An 18,928-nucleotide genomic window follows, 5' to 3' on the forward strand; every position below is an offset into this window, starting at 1 on the left:
CGCCCAGTCCTCCACAGTGATCACTCCTCAATCGTCGAGTGGAGTGCTCACTTTTCGACCGGAATACCTGCTCAACCTTCAACCGGAGCCGACAGGTGCCGGTGAGCTGGGCGGAGGCCAGGCCCAGATCCGCACCGTAGATCGCGAGCAACAACGCCAGGAGCCAGGCCGACGACGATGTGCTGAGGTCACCTGGAGCTGGGAATGGAGATGCGCCTCTGGCTCCTCGACCAACTCCCCAGGCCCAGTGCTTGGATCTGCCGCAGCTGTCGAACTCGCTGATCGAACTCTCCCGGTCACAGGGCGCCGAGGACCTCGTCACCCCTGGTCGGCGAAGGACAGCTTCGACCCGAGACGACACGCACAGCGGCGCCTCTCCTTTGAAGATTCAATCGGCAAGACCGCCCCACTCGGCCATCGTCGAACAGCACGGTCGCTACCAGCGAGATATGGGGAGCAATGTTCGATCGGATCCCGGCCCCCTCGTTGACATAGTTGACGATTCTGAGGACACTCGGGTTGACATAGTTGACCCATCGAGGAGGATCTGGCATGAACACCCTGGCCGAACAGGAACGCAGGCTCATGGACCTTCTCACCCGCCGCGTCCACAAGACGTTTGCCGACGCCCGCGCAGCCGGCATCCCCGCCGACGTCTTCGACGACGTCGAGTCGATCGCCGACTCGATGGCCGCGGCACTGCCCACCAGCGGTGCCTACGACCGGCTCGTGGGCCCCTTCTACGACACCGCCGGCCTGACACGGTGGTGGGGCGTGAGCCGCCAAGCCGTCAACAAAGCCGTCGCCGCCGACACCGTGATCGCCTGCCGGCTCGCCGACGGCCAATGGGTCTATCCCACCTGGCAGTTCACGGCCTCCGGAACGGCGCATCCGCACCTGATCACCCTGTGGAAGACCCTGCGCGCCGCCGCCGACCCGTGGACCTGCGCGGTATGGCTGCGCAGCCCGCAAACCGCACTCGGCGACCGCAGCGCCGCCGACTGGATCACCGACGGCCACCCCCTCGACACAGCCCTGGCGCTGGCTCACGCCGACGCGCAGCGGTGGGCCGCGTGAGCAGAGACGCTGTCGCCCTCCGCCCACCGGCCCGGCCGCTGCAGCGCTTCCCCGACCGCGAACTCACTGCGGCGCAGCCACTGCACCGCGGGCACCAGGCAGCGAACGGCCCGTGGTGGTTCGCCTCCGCCGGCGGCGGCCGGTTCGATCTGACCCCGCCCCGCGGCACCTGCTACCTCGCCTTCGACGAGGTCACCGCCATCCGGGAAACCGTCGGCCAGGCGCTGGCGACCACCGGGGTGATCAGTGAGGACTTCGCCGCCACCCGCCGGCTGTCGACCCTGACCGTGCCACACGATCATCGCCTCGCCGACACCTGCGCGGGTCAGGCCGCAGACTTCGGCCTGACCCGAGAGCTCTCGTCCATGACCCCGTACGCGGTGCCACAGGAATGGGCCGCCGCGTTCGATGCCGTCGGCTTCACCGGAATCCAGTACCAGACCCGATTCACCACCGGGCCGAACCCGAACGCGGTCGCCCTGTTCGGGCAGGCGGGCGAGGCCGACTGGCCGACCGACCCGAACCCCGAACCGCTCGCAGTAGCTGCCCGGCGGTGCGGCTTCACCGTTGCCGGCCCGCCACGGTCGGTGCGGATCGTCTCACCGCCCGGGAACTGACGGACCGGCCCATCACCATCGACAGCGCATCAACGCCCGCAAAGTTCCGTCGCTCTCGTGCCCGGACTCGGGACATGGTCTCCTGACCAGCCGAACCGCCCCGATCCCGACCAACCTCGGACTCCGCCGAGCGGCAACCGGGCGTTCGAGACGATGAGATGACCAACGCGCCCCACCACCATGGTCGACGGGCAGCGCCGACGAGCCACTCCGGCAACGACATCACCCGACCTGTCCCTGAATTTCCCGAGAAAGGTCAGGACAGGGCGGCCGCCGAGATCGACGAGTGCCTGGGTGTCCTGTCACTCGAAACCATGCGTGCTCGGGGAACCGGTCTCGGCGCGCCTTCTTTCCCCGAGGAAGCAACGGCTCCAACCGCACCCACTGCGCGTCGCTCAGATCCGCCCGCCCCGGTACCGCTACGCTGGGCACAAGGTCTCCGGTATTCAGGTTTGTCTTGGTCGATCAACCCTCTACCGGAGACCTCGCTCATTCAGTTGTCATGACACGCCGGGTGGGACACTGAATCCATCGGCGGATCCACATTTGAAACACGACCTAGTTGATCTAGCGTCACGCTTCGCTAATCTTCGCTGCAAATCGACAATCAGCTCACCCGCGCGCCATGTCCACGAACCGCGACAGGTGCAGCTGGTGCGCAACGGTGATGGTCGCCGTCGGGCCGTTACGGTGCTTGCCCACAATGAGGTCGGCCTCGCCGCCACGTGGATCGTCTCGCTCGAAGGCATCGGGGCGGTGCAACAGGATGACCATGTCGGCGTCCTGCTCGAGCGATCCGGATTCGCGGAGGTCGGAGACCATGGGCCTCTTGTCGGTTCGCTGCTCGGGACCACGGTTGAGCTGACAGACCGCGACGACCGGAACTTCGAGTTCCTTCGCGAGAAGCTTGAGGCTACGCGAGAACTCGGATACTTCCTGCTGCCGCGACTCGACCTTCTTGCCGGAGGTCATCAGCTGCAGGTAGTCGACGACGATGAGCCGGATGTCGTGTTTCTGCTTGAGCCGCCGTGCTTTTGCGCGGATCTCCATCATCGTGAGGTTGGGGGAGTCGTCGATGAACAACGGCGCCTCGCTGATCTCGCTCATGCGGCGGGCGAGACGTGTCCAGTCGTCGTCCGTCATACGGCCGGACCGCATGTCGCCGAGCTTGATCTTCGCCTCCGCGGACAACAGACGCATGACGATCTCGGTCTTGCCCATCTCGAGAGAGAAGATCACCGACGCCATACCGTGCTTGATGGAGCACGACCGCATGAAATCCATGCTGAGCGTGGAGTTGTGGGTGGGCACCATCGCGCGGCCCGCGAGATACATGTGGTCGCCGTCGACCTCGACGCACCGCACCGGTACCGACGGAACAGGCCGGACTGCCACGATGCGACGTTCGCGCGGAACCTCGGAACGACAATCCTTGTGTCGTACAGCTTTGCTCGGCAGGACGAAGATGTCGTCGTCGGTGGTGAACGAGATCCTGACACCGTCGAGCACCGGTGCGTAACCGAGCCCGGCAAGGAGTTCGGCGACGCCCTGCGCCAGGCGCTCGGACGAGCCGGCGAACCGGACGGTGCCGTCGTCGTCGATCTCTCCGCCTGCATCGAGCAGGCCGGCGAGCAGTTCGCGGCGTTGTTGTTCGGATGCCCGCTGGTACTCGACCGGGATATGGGCGCCGAGAGCGGCGAGGGCACCGGTGAATCCACCTTCGCCTTCCACGCGCATGTGTACTTCGGGGTCGGACGAGGGTCCGCCCAGCCACGCACCGAGTGTGAAGGGGGAGACGGGCAGTTCGGCTTCCGGGAGCGACAGCGGCTCGGCGTTCGCGACGGCATACCTCGCCTCGGCGTCGGCAAGTTCGTCGGTGGTGCGGATCGTGCCGTCGGCGGTGCGCCACTGATGTCGTCCGTCGGCGACGATGACGGTGCCGTCGGAGAACACGACGTCGAAGCACGGTCGGCCGCGCATCACCTCGGTCGCGGCGAGGACACGCGTGGGCCGGCCGTCGGCGCCGAGGAGTTCGTCGCCGACACGGACTTCACCCATCGTGGTCCAGCCGGTGGGCGTGGGCAGGGGAGTGTCGAGGGCGAGAGCCTTACCGACGCCGGGACGCGCTGCGACGATGATCATCTGGCCGGCATGCAATCCGTTGGTGAGCTCGTCGAGTTCGGCGAACCCGGTGGGCACGCCGAGCGAGATGCCGCCGCGACTGGCGATCGAGTCGATCTCGTCCATCGTGGGCTGCAGAAGTTCTTCGAGCGGAACGAAGTCCTCGGTGGTGCGTCGTTCGGCGACTTCGAACACCTCGGCCTGCGCGCGGTCGACGACCTCGGCGACGTCCTGGCCGTCGGCACCGGCGTAGCCGTACTGGACGATGCGGGTGCCGGCCTCGACGAGCCGTCGCAGAATGGCCTTCTCGGCGACGATCTCGGCGTAGTAGCCGGCATTGGCGGCCGTGGGCACGGTCTGGGTGAGCGTCACCAGATAGGCGGCTCCACCGAGACGCTTGAGTTCGCCGCGCCGATCGAGTTCGGCCGAGACGGTGACCGGGTCGGCCGGTTCGCCGCGGCTGTAGAGGTCGAGGATCGCGTCGTACACGACCTGGTGGGCGGGCCGGTAGAAGTCGCCCGGCCTGAGCACTTCGAGGACGTCCGCGATGGCGTCCTTGCTCAGCAGCATGCCGCCGAGCACCGACTGCTCTGCGACGAGATCCTGAGGGGGCTGCCGACCGAAGTCTCCACCCGGCTCCTCGGGAGGTCCCGGATAGTCGGGATTACCACGATCGTCAACGACGGCCACTGCAGTGCCTGCCTTCCTCCACATGTCCCCGCCCGGTGCGTCGTGCGCCGGCGGATACCTGCACGCACTCCCGGTGTCGGTACCCGGGTTCGTGTCCGGTTCTACTCGCCCCTACCGACATCCCGTGTGTGGAGTCGTGCGCCCGACGTTAGGGATCGGAATGACCGTCCACAACTCTGGTTGTGCACACAGCTGGGGATGAATTGTGGAAAGGGGAGGACAGGCTTGTGCACCGGATGTGCACAACCTGGGGACAACAGATCTCACATTCGCGATAAGAGCAGGTAGGAGGCAGAAAACGGCTTTCAATAGCTGTGGAGTAAAAGAATTTGGGCGTGTCGCCGGGTCGGGCGTGTTCACCCATTCGTTCCCCGAACGACATTCCTGGGAGTCACAACGATGTGGTTTACCCCCCGGTTTATCCACAGGCTGTGCACAGACGGCGAGGAGCCCCACGCCTGGTAGGCGTGGGGCTCCTCGGGGGCCGGAATCAGGCAGCCACGACGTCCAGCGTGAACTTCGCGGTGACGTCCGGGTGCAGCTTCACGACGATCTGGTGCTTGCCCGTCGACTTGATGTGAGCCTTGGGCAGCTCGAGGATGCGCTTGTCGACGACCGGGCCACCGGCAGCCTTGAGCGCACCGGCGACGTCGGCCGCGGTGACAGAGCCGAACAGCTTGCCGGAGTCGCCCGACGTCTTCACGTTCAGCGAGACGTTCTCGAGGCCCTCGATAGCAGCCTTGAGCTCCTGGGCATGCTCGAGACCACGCACAGCGCGAGCCTCCTGAGCACGGCGGATGCCCTCCACCTGCTTCTGGGCACCGCGGGTGGCGACGATCGCCAGGCCGCGGGGCAGCAGGTAGTTACGGCCGTAGCCGTCCTTGACCTCAACGGTGTCGCCAGGCGCACCGAGGTTGTCCACGTCAGCAGTAAGGATGAGCTTCATCGTGTCCCTCCCTTTCCTCAGCGAGTCGTCGAGACGTAAGGGAGCAGAGCCACCTCACGAGAGTTCTTCACAGCAACAGCGACATCACGCTGGTGCTGCACGCAGTTGCCGGTGACGCGACGAGCGCGGATCTTGCCGCGATCGCTGACGTACTTGCGCAGCAGCGTCGTGTCCTTGTAATCGATCTGCACATTCTTTTCCTTGCAGAAGGTGCAGACCTTCTTCTTCAAAACCTTCTCGCGCGCGGGCGACTTAGGCATGGTCGTTCTCCGTAATTTCTGGATGTTCCGATCGAGGTCGGATCAGAACGGAGGCTCGTCGTCCCCGGAACCACCGAAGGAGCCGGACTGCGGGGCATCGCCCCACGGGTCGTCTCCGCCGACGTTCGCGTTCTGTGTGGGACGGCCACCGCCCGATCCACCGGAGGAACCACCGAAGCCACCTCCGCCACCGCCGCGACCGGCCTTGGTGACCTTGGCCGTGGCGTAGCGGAGCGAGGGGCCGATCTCGTCGACCTCGAGCTCCACGACAGTGCGCTTCTCGCCTTCACGCGTCTCGTAGCTGCGCTGCTTGAGACGGCCCTGCACGATCACGCGTGAGCCGCGGGTCAAGCTCTCGGCCACGTTCTCCGCTGCCTCACGCCAGATGTTGCAGCGCAGGAACAGAGCCTCGCCGTCCTTCCATTCGTTGGACTGACGGTCGAACACGCGGGGCGTGGACGCGACGGTGAAGTTCGCGACCGCAGCCCCCGCGGGGGTGAAACGCAGCTCGGGATCGGCGGTCAGATTGCCGACCACGGTGATGACGGTGTCGCCTGCCATGTGGTTCCTCCTGCAGTGTGTGGAGTCCTGATGCGCCAGAGCCTACGGCCCGGCGCCGACAGGCTCACTTGCCGTGGCGCAGAACCTTGGTGCGAAGCACCGATTCGTTCAGGCCGAGCTGGCGATCCAGCTCCGCAACGGCAGCAGGCGTCGCGCTGATGTCGATCACCGCGTAGATGCCTTCGCTGTTCTTGGCGATCTCGTATGCGAGACGACGCTTACCCCACACGTCGACCTTGTCGACCTTGCCGCCTTCTTGGCGAATGACGTTGAGGAACGTCTCCAGCGAGGGAGCGACGGTGCGCTCGTCCAGGCTGGGGTCCAGGATGATCATCAATTCGTAATGACGCATAAGACCTCATCACCTCCTATGGACTGTGAACGGTCACGGACGGTCCGTGACAGGAGGGTCGTTGCGTCAGCAACCCATGAAGGGTACACGACCGCCCTACGGCCAGCGAAATCGCAATCCTCGCGGACTGAGGATTTGTCCTAGGGTGAAGACATGCGCACGAGCTCCGGGACAGTCTCGCTCGTCGCCGTCCTGACGTGCGCGATGACCCTGCTCTTCGGCTACCTGAACAAGGCCCGTTGCGCCGGACCCGAATTCGACGCCCAAGGCCGCACGCTGCGGTTCGAGGACGTCAAGGACGCGAACGTCTGCTATTCGGACATCCAGCAGCTGTGGATCGGCCGTGGCATCAACCTCCACCTCTTCCCCTTCGTCGACGGAGGGATCACCCCGTCCGGAGCGCTGACCGGAGGCACCGTCGAATACCCGGTGCTCAGTGGGGTGCTCATGTGGATCGGGGCGATCGGCGCCCACACCGACGCGCAGTTCCTTCTGCAATCTGCGCTTCTGCTCGCCCCCTTCGGCCTGGTCACCGCGTGGTTGCTCGCGCGAATGACGGGATGGGCGGCACTGGTGTGGTCGCTCACACCACCACTGGTGCTCTACGCCTTTCTGAACTGGGATCTTCCGGTCGTGGCGGTCACCGTCGCTGCCGTGTGGGTGATGACGATCGAACGCTGGTCGTTGCGTACCCGCGGGGTGGTCGCGGCCGCTCTTCTTGCCGTCGGCTTCTGCCTCAAGATCTACCCCGGCCTCTTCGTGTTGCCGCTCGTCGCCTACATCCTCACCCAGGGTCGAGCGCCCGGCGGGCAGCGGGACGTTCGCGGTGCCGTCGCCGTCGCCGGGACGGCAGCTGCGACGGTGATCGCAATCAACCTGCCCTTCGCGGTGCTCGGTTACGAAGGCTGGCGGGCATCGTTCACCTTCCAGCAGAACCGGGAAGCGGACGGGACCAGCAATTCGATCTGGTACTGGGGCCTGCGGCCGCTGCTCGGCGGCTACCTCGAATACGAGAACACCCCGGACTACAACCATCTCGTGGCCCTGTTGTCGCCGGCTCTGATCGCAACGTCGTTCGTGCTCGCGCTGTGGATCGGCCGGCGCCGATATCTCCGTCTGGGCGTCTATCCCTGGCTCGGCACGGGCGCTGCGATGCTGTGCGGGTTCATGCTCTTCCACAAGGCGCACTCACCGCAGTACACCCTGTGGCTGCTGCCGCTGCTGATCCTGCTCCGCATACCGTGGAGCCTCGTCGCCGCCTACCTCCTCGCCGATCTCGCCATCGGAATCGGGATCTTCCGATGGTTCGCTGCGACCGCGGGCGAGGCGGATATGACGCTTCCCCTTCTTCTCGTCCATATCGGCGTGTGGGGACGCTCGATCCTGCTCCTCGTGCTGTTCTTCGTCTTCCCGCGGGTCCCGCCGAGAACTCCCGGGCAGCCGCGACGATCCGATCGCGATCACCGCCCCGCGATAATGGGGAGAGCATGACGAACGAAAGATGGGCGGAACATCCCGTCCTCGAGGGCACACGTATCCGGCTCGAGCCTCTGGGCGACTCGCACACGCAAGGACTGCTGCGCGCCGCGGACGATCCGGACGCCATCTTCATGTGGTCGCACACCGAGATCCGCGATCTCGGCGGCGCACACGCCTTCGTTCGCGAGGCTTCGGACGATCCGGGACGTCTCGCATACGCGATCGTCGACGAGGCCACCCGCACGGTCGTCGGTTCGACGTCGTACTACTCGCTCGAGCCCGCCCACCGGACTCTGATCATCGGTTACACCTGGTTGTCGACGCGGGTGCAGCGCACGCACGTGAACAGCGAGTCGAAGCTGCTTCTGCTGCGACGTGCTTTCGACGAACTCGGGGCCGTGCGCGTGACCTGGCATGCCGACGAACGCAACACCCGATCACGTGAGGCACTGAGCCGACTCGGCGCCACCGAGGAAGGGCTGCTCCGCAAGCACCGCAGACGCCGTGACGGCAGTTGGCGGACCACCGCCCTGTTCTCCCTCACCGACGAGGAGTGGCCGACGGTATGCGATCGGCTCGAGGGGCGGCTCGTGCGATGAGGACGAAAGGTGCTCTCACAGCACCCATGGCGGTCGCCACGGGTGCGATCGCAGTGTGCGCCTTCGTGGCGTGGGCCGATCCCACCACGCCGGGAGGGGTGATTCCGCCGTGCCCCACCTACTCGTTGTTCGGCATCCTGTGTCCCGGTTGCGGTTCGTCGCGGATGCTGTATTCGATTCTCCACCTGGATATACCCGCGGCCCTGCACTACAACGCTTTGGGCCTCCTCGCCCTCGTGGTCCTGCTCGTGGTCTTCGGTGTGTGGACGGTGGGCAGGGCGCGGGCCACACCGATGCCGCGATGGACCCGATTCCGGTGGGCCCCGCACCTCGTGCTGATTCTGACGGCGCTGTGGTTCGTCGTGCGCAATATTCCGGTGGCGCCCTTCACCGCCCTGCGGATCTGATCGAGGCTCCTTCCGGAATCAAGCCGTACCGGTGCACGGGCCCGGTACGGCGTCCCGGCAGGTGTTCCCCTTCCCCCTCGCTCACCGGGGTACCGACTGTGGCACAAAGATTCTCCGCAACGACTTCCGGATCGGGCTGCCACAACCGCACCGAGTGGTCCGGACCAGCGCCGACGAGACAGCCCCGTCGTGAGCGAATGTGGCTTCGTAGATTCGGCTTTCGTATGCGGTGAGTTACCGCGTGAGTAGTCGGCCGATCGACCGGCCCCCGGCACTCCCGTAATTACGACCGGAATTCAGGCGGCCCGCAGAAAAGTCAGCGCGACGTGCTGCTCGACACCGACCCGCCCGGGTGCGACCGCAAGGGCCACAGCGGTCTGTTGCGAATCGAGTCCCACGATGGTGCGCAGGATGAGGATCTCCTGCTGGATACGAGTCAGGCGGACTGCTCCGGCGACAGCGAACTCGGCGTCGGCCGCCTCGGCGACCACGGTGTAGGCCAGACGCAGGAAAGGTCGGTCGGCCCCGGTGGGCGAAGCGAGTTCGGCGAGAATCGCGCGACAAGCTTCGAGAGCGAGACGGTCGGCTTCGGCGAAGGTGCCTCCTGCCGCTCGAGCGCGGGCCCGGCAGTACGCGACGACCGACGGATGCAGGTCGTGCAGAAGCGCAGGAATCGCAGTGGCGTCGCCGGCGGCTACCGTCCACGCCAGCTCGCACGTCGTGAACTGTGATGCGGTCACGTCCGCTCTCGAACCGAAACTCCGGCCGCCGGTCGTCATTCTCCCCCCTCGTAAGCTCCCCTACGAGCCTAGGACGAGGACGTCGGTTCCGGCATCCATCGTTCGGATGATTGTTCTTTCGAAACCCGCTGGTGGGCGGGCCTCAGACGGTGCGGCAGCCACCGCGGCGGACGGTCGGGTGCCTGGTCCAGAACCCCGCCGACTGGATCGTCGACGAAGCCGTACCGCACGGGATCCTTGACCGGACGTCGGATCTGCCACAGGACGACCGCACACAATCCCACCACGGCGACGTCGCGCAGGAAGACCGTGGCGGTGAACCACTGCTCCGGCAACCCCTTCTGGTCTGGGCCGAGGTAGTAGTACATCCGCGGCACCCACACCAGCGCGTCGATCGTCATCCATGCGAGCAGTGCGCGGCGGTGGGGCACCGCCAGTACGGCGAGAGGCACCAGCCACAGCGAATACTGCGGACTCCACACCTTGTTGGTGAGCAGGAAAGCCGCGACGAGGAGGAAACACAGCTGCGCCAAGCGGGGGCGCCTGGGTGCGGTGAGTCCGATCCAGCCGATCGCGACGCAGGCTGCCGCGAACAGCACGAGCGAGACGACGTTGAAGGACGAGGCCGACCATCCCGGCCAGCCCAGGAACGAGTGCAACACGTTGTAGATCGAATCCGGGTCCGCCCCGCGCTCGGAGTTGAGCCGGAAGAATTCTGCCCACCCGCGTGGGTAGAGCACCATGATCGGCAGGTTCACGACCAGCCACGCTGCGACCGCGGAGCCTGCGGTCCGGGCGAACGGGCGGAGATTGCCGGTGCGCAGACACAGCACTAACAGCGGTCCGAGCAACAGCAGCGGATACAGCTTCGTCGCCGCACCGAGACCGAGCAAGATGCCGGCGAGGACGGGGCGACGCCTGGCCCATGCGAGCAGACCGCCCGCAGCGAATGCCGTGGCCAGAGCGTCGAAGTTCGTGAAAGCATGCACCAGGACCAGCGGTGACCCCGCGACGAGTGCGGCGTCCCAGATCCTCCGGCCCGCCGACATCGCCGTGGCCCATACCGTGGCGAGCCATGCGAGTGCGAGCCCGACGGCGACGACGGAGAAATAGATCACGACCTGCAGGGCGTCGGGGAGCCACGGCGTGGCGTCCCACGCTTTCGCGATCCGCATCGAGCCGTACTGGTAGAGACCCGCGAGAACCGGATACTCCATGTACCGGGTCTGCATCTGCCCGTCGGGCCCCGGTTCCTCCCACGACGTCCGATACGGGAAGGCGCCCTCCGCAAGGCGTTCGGCGCCGTAGAGCGGCACGATGTCGGAATAGCACATCGCCACGTACTGACGGTTGCCACTCCAGTCCAGGCCGAGCGCGCCGTCCGCTCCGACGGGGCCTTGCTGCACACAGGCTGCCTTGGTGAACCACCCGAATGCGAGGAAGACGACGGCGAGCAACAACATCGCTCGCAGCGGGGTGAAGAAGCGGGTGCGTCCGAGTACCGCATGCCGACCGACCGGCCCCCCGATCACCGTGCTCAGCCGCGACACCATCGGATCGGTACGTCCAGGAGTGTCGCGCCAGTCCAGGGAACGACGATCCTCGGCCGGCGGTGCCGCAGACACCACCGGCCGAGGATCGTTTCCCAGGTTGTCGCTCACGCGGCGAGGCTACCCCGCCGGGGCGTATCCGAAGGCGCCCCGAGGACTGGCCTCCTGCGCTTCCGGATCGGAGTTCTCGAGGCCGGGGATACGGTTCTGCTGAGGCGATCCGCTGTCGGGCTCGTCACCGCCGGTGTCGTCACTCGCTCCGCCGCCGGTGCCACCGCCGCTGTCCTCACTCTGGTCCTCTTGCCGGCCGCCGCCGGTGCCGGGCCGGGTGGGCACGCTCTGCGTGGTCGTCTGCGGGGCGACTCCCGGAACCGGAATCGTCACGCCGGGGAAGATCTCCACGTTCTGCGTGGTGATCTCGGGAATCTCCGGCAGGCTGGGCACCGGGCGTGAGGTGGAGGTCTCCTCCCGGGTGGGAGGAGCCGTCGTCGTGGCGGTCCACGAGGGCACACCCGAGACCCCGGCGATCGGGGCCGGCTTCGGGAACGACTCGACGTCGGTGCCCTCGAGCGCACCGTCCATCGTGTCCTTCCAGATGTCGGACGGAAGACCCGACCCGTAGATCATCCCGCCCCAGCTGTTCTCGAGAGGCAGGCCTTCCTCGGTGCCGACCCACACCGCAGTCGACAGCGACGGGGTGTAGCCCACCATCCACGCGTCCTTGTTGGAGCCGGTGTCACCGAGCTGCGCGGTACCGGTCTTCGCTGCCGACGGACGGCTGCCTGCGAGGGCATGACCGTTGGAGTACGCGGCGATCGGCATCATCGCCGCTGTGGTGTTGTCGGCAACCGCGGCATCGACCACCTGTTCGCCCGAGGGTGCACCGCGGTCGAGCAAGACTTCTCCGTCGGAGGTGACGACCTTCTGCACGAAGTACGGCTGGTGATGCCGGCCGGACGCAGCGAGCGTCGCGTAGGCAGACGCCATGTCGAGCACGCGCGACTGGTACTGGCCGAGGACGATGCCGTAGTTGGGGCCTGCCCCATCCGGCTCGGTGAGTGTTTCTCCGATACCCGGCAGTTCCTTCGCGACACCGAGCTTGTGCGCCATGTCGGCGATGGCCTGCGGACCGTTGTCCATCTCGAGCATCATCCGGTAGAAGCTCGTGTTCAGCGACCGCTTGAGGGCTTCGGCGATGGTGCAGTCACCACACGACTGCCCCTCGACATTGCCGATCTTGATGCCGTTGACGGTGAGCGGGCCGCTGTCGTACGTCTTCGACAGGGGCACCCCCTGGTCGAGATTCGCGGCGAGGCCGAACACCTTGAAGGACGAACCGGTTTGCAGACCGGACTGTGCGAAGTCGTAGCCGACACCGCTCTCGCCGCCGTAGTACGCACGGACCGCGCCGGATCGGGGATCGACCGAGACCACCGCGGTACGCAGCTCCTCGGGCTCACCCTCGAGGTTGTTGCGCGCTGCCTCGACTGCCGACTGCTGGGCCTGCGCATCGATCGTCGTGGTGATCTGGAGGCCGGCCTTGTTGAGAAGGTTCTCGTCGATACCCTCTCGCGACAACTCGGCCAGAACCTGATTCTTGATCAGGCCCTCCGGACCGGACGACTGGTCGCCGCTGTCGAGCTCGGCGAGCGGTACGTAGGCCGGATACTTCATCCCGGCCCGTTCGGCAGCGTCGAGCGTGCCCGCGGTGACCATGCCGTCGAGCACGTAGTTCCACCGCGCCTGCGCACCGTCGGGGTTCTGTTCCGGATCGAGCAGTGAGGGCAGCTGGATCGACGACGCGAGCACAGCACCTTCCTCCACGGTGAGCTCACCCACGGGCTTGCCGAAGTAGGCGTTCGACGCGGCTGCGATGCCGTAGGCACCCCGGCCGAAGTAGATGGTGTTGAGATATGCGGCGAGGATGTCGTCCTTTGCCCACTGGTTCGCCATCTTCGTCGACAGGACCAGTTCCTTGAGCTTTCGCGTCAGGGTTCGCTCGGAACCGACGACCGCGACCTTCACGTACTGCTGGGTGATGGTCGAACCACCACCGGCGCTTTCGCGACCGAGAACGTTGTCGCGGGCAGCGCGCGCGAAGCCGGATATCGAAAAGCCCGGGTTGCTGTAGAACTCGCGATCCTCGGCGGCGAGCACAGCGTTGCGGACATGCACGGGAATCGCGTCCAGTTCGACCTCGGTGCGGTTGCCCTCCGGCGGAATGACCTTGGTGATAACGCCCTGACCGTCGGAGTTGAAGATGGTCGCGGCCTGGTTCGTCTGCAGTTCATCGGGGCGCGGCACGTCCTGGGCGACGTACGCCAGCATGAACGTGAGGACGGGGATGAGGATGCCCGCGGCGACCACGCCGTAGCCGATCCGACGGATCGTGCGCCAGCGATTGCTCTTGCCACCGCCCTTTCCACCCCCGGCACCACCACCGGCACCGCCACCGGAACCGCCCCTGGGGGGCACGGTCGGAGGGCCACCCGCAGGCGGCCCCGCGGCGACACGGCTGGTGCGTGCATCATTCGCGCTTCCCAGCGGCGCCGACGCAGCGACGCGCTGTGTCGCGTCGCCGGCTCCGGGACGCTGTGGCGCCGCGTCCCCTCCGGGACGCTGTGGCGCCGCGTCCCCTCCGGGACGCTGTGGCGCCGCGTCCCCTCCGGGACGCATGGCGACGGTGGGGTCCGGCTGCGGCGAGCGCTGAACGGGAGGAATCACACCGGGCGGCAACGTACCGGGACGCGGCGGCATCGGCTGGTTCGGGTTCCGCGGCTGGTTCGGCCCCGGTGCGGGCATCGGTCCCCGCGGGGGGAACGGTTGCGGGGGACGACCCTGCTGAGGCCCCTGTGGGCCCGGCCCCTGACCGGGACCCTGAGGACGCGGCCCCTGACCGGGACCGTGAGGTGGATACGGTGGCCGGCCCCCGGGACGCGGCGGCTGCGGCGGCAACGGACGGCCCTGCATCGGGCCCGGGGCAGGACGCTGCTGTCCCGGACCCGGCTGTCCCGGACCGGCAGGAGGACCTGGCCGCTGCCCCGGCGGCGGTCCGGCAGGACCGCCGCGCTGAGGCGGAACGGCCTTGTTGTCCTCGGGTTCGTTGTCGGGGGAACTCACGTACTCATCTCCAACTGTTCTCGCGACGCATCATGCCGCGCGGTCTCCACACTGCTCCACGGATGGTCGAGCGGCGGCTCCGGGACACGGGCAGCCGTTCGATGATGTGCGCAGCGGACGACGCGACGATCAGCTCGTGCAGGTCGGACCCAGGAGCGAACTCCACAGGAAAGGGTACGGACACGTTGCCGGTGCCCTTTCACTCGCTGGCGGTGCGACGGCTCGATCCCGTCGACCGGCGACGCGGGTTCTTGGGGGCAGGTTGCGACCCCAGGACGTACGACTGCACCAGATGATTCCAGCTGCAGGTACGGCATACCTCGACCACGTGGACCGAGAATTCCTCCTGGCTGGCGGCCAGACGCACCAACTCCTCGGGAGTGCGCGCCGAACCGGAGACCGGGCCGAGCTTGTCGCCGAAGACCCACGAGACGAGGGTCAACTGCTCCTTACGGCAGATGGGGCAGACGACCTCGCTGCCCCTTCCGTGGAATTTCGCCGCTCGCAGCAGGTAGGGGCTCGCGTCGCAGACTTCGCTGACTCCGCGCCGCCCCGAGTAGACCTCCGCGAGCAGCGAGCGTCGCTGCAACGCGTAGTCCACCACCTGCCGCTGAATTCGCACGGCTTCCAGAGTACGTGCGGGCGGCACAGTGATGGGCGTGGAGTGGCCCAACGGGTACGGACGATGTGGCCGTTCGATCCGACACACCCGGATTTCCGGCACGCCCCGTGACATATATCGCCTGCGGCGTATCGTCGTATATATCGGCACGATATAGTTCAGCGTCGTATCAATCGGTTGGTTCGACCGGACACAGGGAGGTGACCCGTGCTGGAACTGGCGATACTCGGGCTCCTCCTCGAGTCGCCCATGCACGGCTACGAGCTGCGCAAGCGCCTGACCGGGCTTCTCGGGGCCTTCCGTGCCTTCTCCTACGGGTCGCTCTATCCGACCCTGCGGAGGATGCAGGCGGACGGCCTCATCGAAGAGGATTCGGGAATTCCCGGTCCCGTGAAGCGACGCGCCCGCCGCGTCTACCAGCTCACCCCGAAGGGGCGAGAACGCTTCACCGAGCTGGTCGCCGACACGGGACCGCAGAACTACACCGATGACGGATTCGGCGTGCACCTCGCCTTCTTCGGTCGCACCCCCGCCGAAGCGCGGATGCGAATTCTCGAAGGCAGGCGCCGCCAGGTCGAGGAGCGCAGAGAAGCGCTCCGCGATGCGATCGGACGGGCCAGCGGCACTCTCGATCGTTACACCCGTCAGCTCCACCAGCTCGGCCTCGAGTCGAGCGAGCGCGAAGTGCGCTGGCTCAACGAACTCATCGCCGCCGAGCAGTCGTCAGCAGCACGCAACAAAGAAGGAGAACCCGACCATGGGTGAGAACAGCACCGCGGTGCGCGTGGCCATTGTGGGCGTGGGGAACTGTGCCTCCTCCCTGGTCCAGGGCGTCGAGTACTACAAGGATGCGGACGCCGAGACCACCGTCCCCGGCCTGATGCACGTCGAATTCGGTCCCTACCACGTGCGCGACGTCAAGTTCGTCGCCGCGTTCGATGTGGATGCCAAGAAGGTCGGATTCGACCTGTCGGAGGCGATCCTCGCGAGCGAGAACAACACCATGAAGATCGCCGACGTGCCGCCGCTCGGTGTGCCCGTCCAGCGCGGTCACACGCTCGACGGCATCGGCAAGTACTACTCCGAGACCATCGAGGTCTCCGATGCCGAGCCCGTCGACGTCGTCCAGGCGCTCAAGGACGCCGAGGTCGATGTTCTCGTCTCCTACCTGCCGGTCGGATCCGAAGAGGCCGACAAGTTCTACGCACAGTGCGCCATCGACGCCGGTGTCGCCTTCGTCAACGCCCTCCCCGTCTTCATCGCTTCCGATCCGGAGTGGGCGCAGAAGTTCACCGACGCCGGTGTCCCGATCGTCGGCGACGACATCAAGTCCCAGGTCGGCGCCACCATCACCCACCGTGTGATGGCGAAGCTCTTCGAGGACCGTGGTGTCGTGCTCGACCGCACGTACCAGCTCAACGTCGGCGGCAACATGGACTTCAAGAACATGCTCGAGCGTGAGCGCCTGGAGTCGAAGAAGATCTCCAAGACCCAGGCCGTCACGTCCAACCTCAACGGCCCCCTCGCCGGCAAGGTTCACGACCGCGACGTGCACATCGGCCCCTCCGACTACGTGCAGTGGCTCGACGACCGCAAGTGGGCGTACGTCCGCCTCGAGGGTCGCGCCTTCGGCGATGCTCCGCTCAACCTCGAGTACAAGCTCGAGGTCTGGGACTCCCCGAACTCGGCCGGCATCATCATCGACGCCATCCGCGCGGCGAAGATCGCCAAGGACCGCGGCATCGGTGGACCGATCCTCCCGGCTTCGGCATACCTGATGAAGTCCCCGCCGGTGCAGATGGCCGACGAGGATGCCCGCGCCCAGCTCGAGGCCTTCATCATCGGAGCAGACGCGTAAGAACCGTTCTCCGGCAAGATCTCCGGCGAAGGCCGCATCCCCGAGGGGATGCGGCCTTCGCTTTTGCGGATCTGCCGGTTCCGGACTCGCCTACGCCATCCTCCGTATCACCGACAGCGGCAGCACCTTCATCGCGTAGGCGAGCGGAATCCACGGCCAGGCCGGAACGTACGCCTTGGCGGGCTCTTTCTCGATCGCGGCAGCCAGTGCGCGACAACCTGTTTCGGTGTCGACGATGAACGGCACCTTCTTCACCTTCTCGTTGATCTCCGAGCGGATGTACCCGGGGAAGATCGTACTCACCCGGATGTCCGCGCCCGCAAGGTCTGCACGCATCCCCTCACCGAGCGAGGCGACGGCGGCCTTCGAAGCGGCATAGGTCGTCATGTTCCGTGGCATACCGCGCAGCGCACTCATCGAGGAGATGAGCACCACATGCCCTCGTCCGCGGGGGCGCATGAGTTCGAGTGCCGCTTCACTTTGCGCAAGCGCGCCGAGGAAGTTGGTGTTCGCGGTCTCGGCGTTGGCACGGAAGTAACCGGTACCCAGTGGCTGCCCCTTGCCGAGACCCGCATTGACGATCACCCGGTCGAGGCCGCCGAGTTCCTCGTCGAATTCGCGGAACACGGTGAACACGTCGTCGTGCCGGTTCACGTCGAGTGCACGCACGCCCACCGTGATTCCCGGATACGCGGCGAGCAGTTCCGATCGCAATTCCTCGAGCCGATCGATCCGTCGTGCGGCGAGTGCCAGATTCCTTCCCCGCGCGGCGAACTCCCGCGCCATACCGGCCCCGAGTCCCGAGCTCGCACCGGTGATGAGAATGTTCCGTCGCTCCGGGCGGCTCATCTGTTCTCCTTCTCGTATCGATCGATCAGTGCACTGCAACGGGACTCGAGATAGCCGACCACCGCCCAGAAGTCCTTGAAGGCGGGGTTGCTGGTCTGCCCGTGGTGGTAGCGGTAGTAGATCTGTTGCGCGATCCCGGCGAGCCGGAAGAGCCCGAAGACCTCGTAGAAACTCCAGTCGTCCACGGACAGAACGGTCTTCTCTCCATAGAAGGTGACGATCTCGTCGCGGGTGAGCATTCCGGGCAGGTCGGACGGCTGGCGCTTGGTGAGCAGCATCATCGGTTCGTCGTCGGCCTGCACCCAGTAGGCGAGCGACGAGCCCAGGTCCATCAGCGGGTCGCCGATGGTCGCGAGTTCCCAGTCCAGGACGGCAACGGGCTTCAGCGGATCCCGTTCGTCGAGAACGATGTTGTCGAGGCGGAAGTCGCCGTGGATCACCCGCTGCGCAGCGTCCTCGGGTTGCCTCGCGGCCAGCCATTCCGTGACCCGCGCGAAGTCGGGAACGTTGTCGGTGCGTGCCTTGGCATAGCGTGCCGTCCAGCCCGCGACCTGCCGCGCGACGTACCCGGGACCACGCCCGAGTCCGGACAGTCCCGCAGCCTCCGGATCGATGCCGTGCAGTTCGACGAGCAGATCGACGATCCTCAGGCACAACGTGCGCGTGTCCTGCGCACTCAGGGTGAGTTCCGCCGGTGGATCCGTGCGCAGGATGGTGCCGGGAACCCGTTCCATGACGTAGAAGTCGCTGCCCAGCACAGCGTGGTCGGTGCACAGGCCGACCATCCTCGGCACGTACGGGTAGACCGGGGCGAGCATCGACTGGATGCGGTACTCGCGCGCCATGTCGTGACCCGACGACGGTTTCGCTCCCGCCGGCGGGCGGCGCAGAACGAGATCGCGATCGGGATAGCGCAGCAGGTAAGTGAGATTGGATGCACCGCCCGAGAATTGACGTACCTCGGGTACTTCTCGGATTCCTGTCTCCTCGCCGAGCCAGGCAGCAACCGCGTCGACGTCGAAGACGTCCTCGTCGCGAACGGGGCGGGCGTTGTCGGGAAGTGTGGCCACTCTCGGAAGC

Annotated in this window: 18 protein-coding genes; 7 read left to right on the forward strand and 11 right to left on the reverse strand. The window is 66.3% G+C overall.

Features of this window, described 5'->3' with window-relative positions; genetic code table 11:
• The first annotated feature begins 552 nt into the window (after nucleotides 1–552).
• Together ABZ789_RS03955 and ABZ789_RS03960 are read left to right on the forward strand one after the other, a co-directional pair.
• On the forward strand, nucleotides 553–1,077 hold the full coding sequence (locus ABZ789_RS03955; RefSeq protein ID WP_358419251.1) for a hypothetical protein: 525 nt from the start codon (nucleotides 553–555) through the stop codon (nucleotides 1,075–1,077).
• Nucleotides 1,074–1,694, forward strand: coding sequence for an RES family NAD+ phosphorylase (locus ABZ789_RS03960; protein WP_358419254.1), 621 nt, complete (start codon nucleotides 1,074–1,076; stop codon nucleotides 1,692–1,694). Before ABZ789_RS03955 ends, ABZ789_RS03960 begins: the two co-directional genes overlap by 4 nt.
• A 612-nt stretch (nucleotides 1,695–2,306) precedes the next feature.
• On the opposite strand, the gene dnaB is transcribed toward ABZ789_RS03960, so the two are convergent.
• The 5 genes from dnaB to rpsF all read right to left on the reverse strand — a co-directional run bounded on the left by dnaB (nucleotide 2,307) and on the right by rpsF (nucleotide 6,624).
• Complete coding sequence (dnaB, locus tag ABZ789_RS03965; protein ID WP_358419257.1) at nucleotides 2,307–4,505, reverse strand: replicative DNA helicase; 2,199 nt, start codon at nucleotides 4,503–4,505, stop codon at nucleotides 2,307–2,309.
• Between the two features lie 490 nt (nucleotides 4,506–4,995).
• Nucleotides 4,996–5,451 (reverse strand): 50S ribosomal protein L9, encoded by a 456-nt coding sequence (gene rplI, locus ABZ789_RS03970; protein ID WP_358419260.1) that lies wholly within the window; start codon nucleotides 5,449–5,451, stop codon nucleotides 4,996–4,998.
• A 17-nt stretch (nucleotides 5,452–5,468) separates the two neighbouring features.
• A complete protein-coding gene (gene rpsR / locus ABZ789_RS03975; protein WP_006550800.1) occupies nucleotides 5,469–5,711 on the reverse strand; it encodes a 30S ribosomal protein S18 in 243 nt (80 codons plus the stop codon).
• Between the two features lie 42 nt (nucleotides 5,712–5,753).
• Entirely contained in the window at nucleotides 5,754–6,272 is a 519-nt protein-coding gene (locus tag ABZ789_RS03980; RefSeq protein ID WP_358419265.1) for a single-stranded DNA-binding protein, read from the reverse strand.
• Nucleotides 6,273–6,336: 64 nt separating this feature from the next.
• Entirely contained in the window at nucleotides 6,337–6,624 is a 288-nt protein-coding gene (rpsF, locus tag ABZ789_RS03985; protein ID WP_006550802.1) for a 30S ribosomal protein S6, read from the reverse strand.
• Nucleotides 6,625–6,777: 153 nt separating this feature from the next.
• Here rpsF and ABZ789_RS03990 point away from each other — a divergent pair, with 153 nt between their 5' ends.
• The 3 genes from ABZ789_RS03990 to ABZ789_RS04000 are packed head-to-tail and all read left to right on the forward strand — an operon-like array spanning nucleotide 6,778 to nucleotide 9,109.
• Nucleotides 6,778–8,115: a glycosyltransferase 87 family protein gene (locus ABZ789_RS03990; protein ID WP_358419268.1), complete on the forward strand. Its 1,338-nt coding sequence runs from the start codon at nucleotides 6,778–6,780 to the stop codon at nucleotides 8,113–8,115.
• A complete protein-coding gene (locus ABZ789_RS03995; protein ID WP_358419271.1) occupies nucleotides 8,112–8,702 on the forward strand; it encodes a GNAT family protein in 591 nt (196 codons plus the stop codon). Before ABZ789_RS03990 ends, ABZ789_RS03995 begins: the two co-directional genes overlap by 4 nt.
• A gap of 26 nt (nucleotides 8,703–8,728) precedes the next feature.
• Nucleotides 8,729–9,109, forward strand: coding sequence for a DUF2752 domain-containing protein (locus tag ABZ789_RS04000; RefSeq protein ID WP_358419274.1), 381 nt, complete (start codon nucleotides 8,729–8,731; stop codon nucleotides 9,107–9,109).
• A gap of 296 nt (nucleotides 9,110–9,405) precedes the next feature.
• On the opposite strand, the gene ABZ789_RS04005 is transcribed toward ABZ789_RS04000, so the two are convergent.
• The 4 genes from ABZ789_RS04005 to ABZ789_RS04020 all read right to left on the reverse strand — a co-directional run bounded on the left by ABZ789_RS04005 (nucleotide 9,406) and on the right by ABZ789_RS04020 (nucleotide 15,141).
• On the reverse strand, nucleotides 9,406–9,849 hold the full coding sequence (locus tag ABZ789_RS04005) for an RNA polymerase subunit sigma-24 (protein WP_358419277.1): 444 nt from the start codon (nucleotides 9,847–9,849) through the stop codon (nucleotides 9,406–9,408).
• A gap of 68 nt (nucleotides 9,850–9,917) precedes the next feature.
• Nucleotides 9,918–11,510, reverse strand: coding sequence for a glycosyltransferase family 87 protein (locus ABZ789_RS04010; RefSeq protein ID WP_358419280.1), 1,593 nt, complete (start codon nucleotides 11,508–11,510; stop codon nucleotides 9,918–9,920).
• Nucleotides 11,511–11,519: 9 nt separating this feature from the next.
• Nucleotides 11,520–14,201, reverse strand: a complete 2,682-nt coding sequence (locus ABZ789_RS04015; protein WP_358419283.1) for a transglycosylase domain-containing protein — start codon at nucleotides 14,199–14,201, stop codon at nucleotides 11,520–11,522.
• 517 nt (nucleotides 14,202–14,718) lie between these two features.
• The gene (locus tag ABZ789_RS04020) at nucleotides 14,719–15,141 is read right to left on the reverse strand and encodes a DUF5318 domain-containing protein (RefSeq protein ID WP_358419286.1); all 423 of its coding nucleotides are present in this window, start codon (nucleotides 15,139–15,141) and stop codon (nucleotides 14,719–14,721) included.
• Between the two features lie 207 nt (nucleotides 15,142–15,348).
• Between ABZ789_RS04020 and ABZ789_RS04025 the strand changes: the two genes are divergently transcribed.
• Nucleotides 15,349–15,906, forward strand: coding sequence for a PadR family transcriptional regulator (locus ABZ789_RS04025; RefSeq protein WP_358419289.1), 558 nt, complete (start codon nucleotides 15,349–15,351; stop codon nucleotides 15,904–15,906).
• Nucleotides 15,899–16,999: an inositol-3-phosphate synthase gene (locus tag ABZ789_RS04030; protein WP_358419291.1), complete on the forward strand. Its 1,101-nt coding sequence runs from the start codon at nucleotides 15,899–15,901 to the stop codon at nucleotides 16,997–16,999. Before ABZ789_RS04025 ends, ABZ789_RS04030 begins: the two co-directional genes overlap by 8 nt.
• Nucleotides 17,000–17,089: 90 nt before the next feature.
• On the opposite strand, the gene ABZ789_RS04035 is transcribed toward ABZ789_RS04030, so the two are convergent.
• On the reverse strand, nucleotides 17,090–17,848 hold the full coding sequence (locus ABZ789_RS04035; RefSeq protein ID WP_358419294.1) for an SDR family oxidoreductase: 759 nt from the start codon (nucleotides 17,846–17,848) through the stop codon (nucleotides 17,090–17,092).
• The gene (locus ABZ789_RS04040) at nucleotides 17,845–18,918 is read right to left on the reverse strand and encodes a phosphotransferase family protein (RefSeq protein ID WP_358419297.1); all 1,074 of its coding nucleotides are present in this window, start codon (nucleotides 18,916–18,918) and stop codon (nucleotides 17,845–17,847) included. The genes ABZ789_RS04035 and ABZ789_RS04040 overlap by 4 nt, the downstream gene beginning before the upstream one ends.
• Between the last annotated feature and the right edge of the window lie 10 nt (nucleotides 18,919–18,928).

Source organism: Rhodococcus sp. NPDC047139, from assembly GCF_040643435.1.
Lineage (GTDB): Bacteria > Actinomycetota > Actinomycetes > Mycobacteriales > Mycobacteriaceae > Rhodococcus.

Coding starts and splice junctions, on each gene's coding strand:
- ABZ789_RS04015 (WP_358419283.1), bottom strand. CDS start 14,201: ATGCCCGCACCGGGGCCGAACCAGCCGCGGAACCCGAACCAGCCGATG.
- rpsR (WP_006550800.1), bottom strand. CDS start 5,711: ATGCCTAAGTCGCCCGCGCGCGAGAAGGTTTTGAAGAAGAAGGTCTGC.
- ABZ789_RS03955 (WP_358419251.1), top strand. CDS start 553: ATGAACACCCTGGCCGAACAGGAACGCAGGCTCATGGACCTTCTCACC.
- ABZ789_RS04035 (WP_358419294.1), bottom strand. CDS start 17,848: ATGAGCCGCCCGGAGCGACGGAACATTCTCATCACCGGTGCGAGCTCG.
- rplI (WP_358419260.1), bottom strand. CDS start 5,451: ATGAAGCTCATCCTTACTGCTGACGTGGACAACCTCGGTGCGCCTGGC.
- ABZ789_RS03980 (WP_358419265.1), bottom strand. CDS start 6,272: ATGGCAGGCGACACCGTCATCACCGTGGTCGGCAATCTGACCGCCGAT.
- ABZ789_RS03990 (WP_358419268.1), top strand. CDS start 6,778: ATGCGCACGAGCTCCGGGACAGTCTCGCTCGTCGCCGTCCTGACGTGC.
- ABZ789_RS04030 (WP_358419291.1), top strand. CDS start 15,899: ATGGGTGAGAACAGCACCGCGGTGCGCGTGGCCATTGTGGGCGTGGGG.
- ABZ789_RS03995 (WP_358419271.1), top strand. CDS start 8,112: ATGACGAACGAAAGATGGGCGGAACATCCCGTCCTCGAGGGCACACGT.
- ABZ789_RS04000 (WP_358419274.1), top strand. CDS start 8,729: ATGGCGGTCGCCACGGGTGCGATCGCAGTGTGCGCCTTCGTGGCGTGG.
- rpsF (WP_006550802.1), bottom strand. CDS start 6,624: ATGCGTCATTACGAATTGATGATCATCCTGGACCCCAGCCTGGACGAG.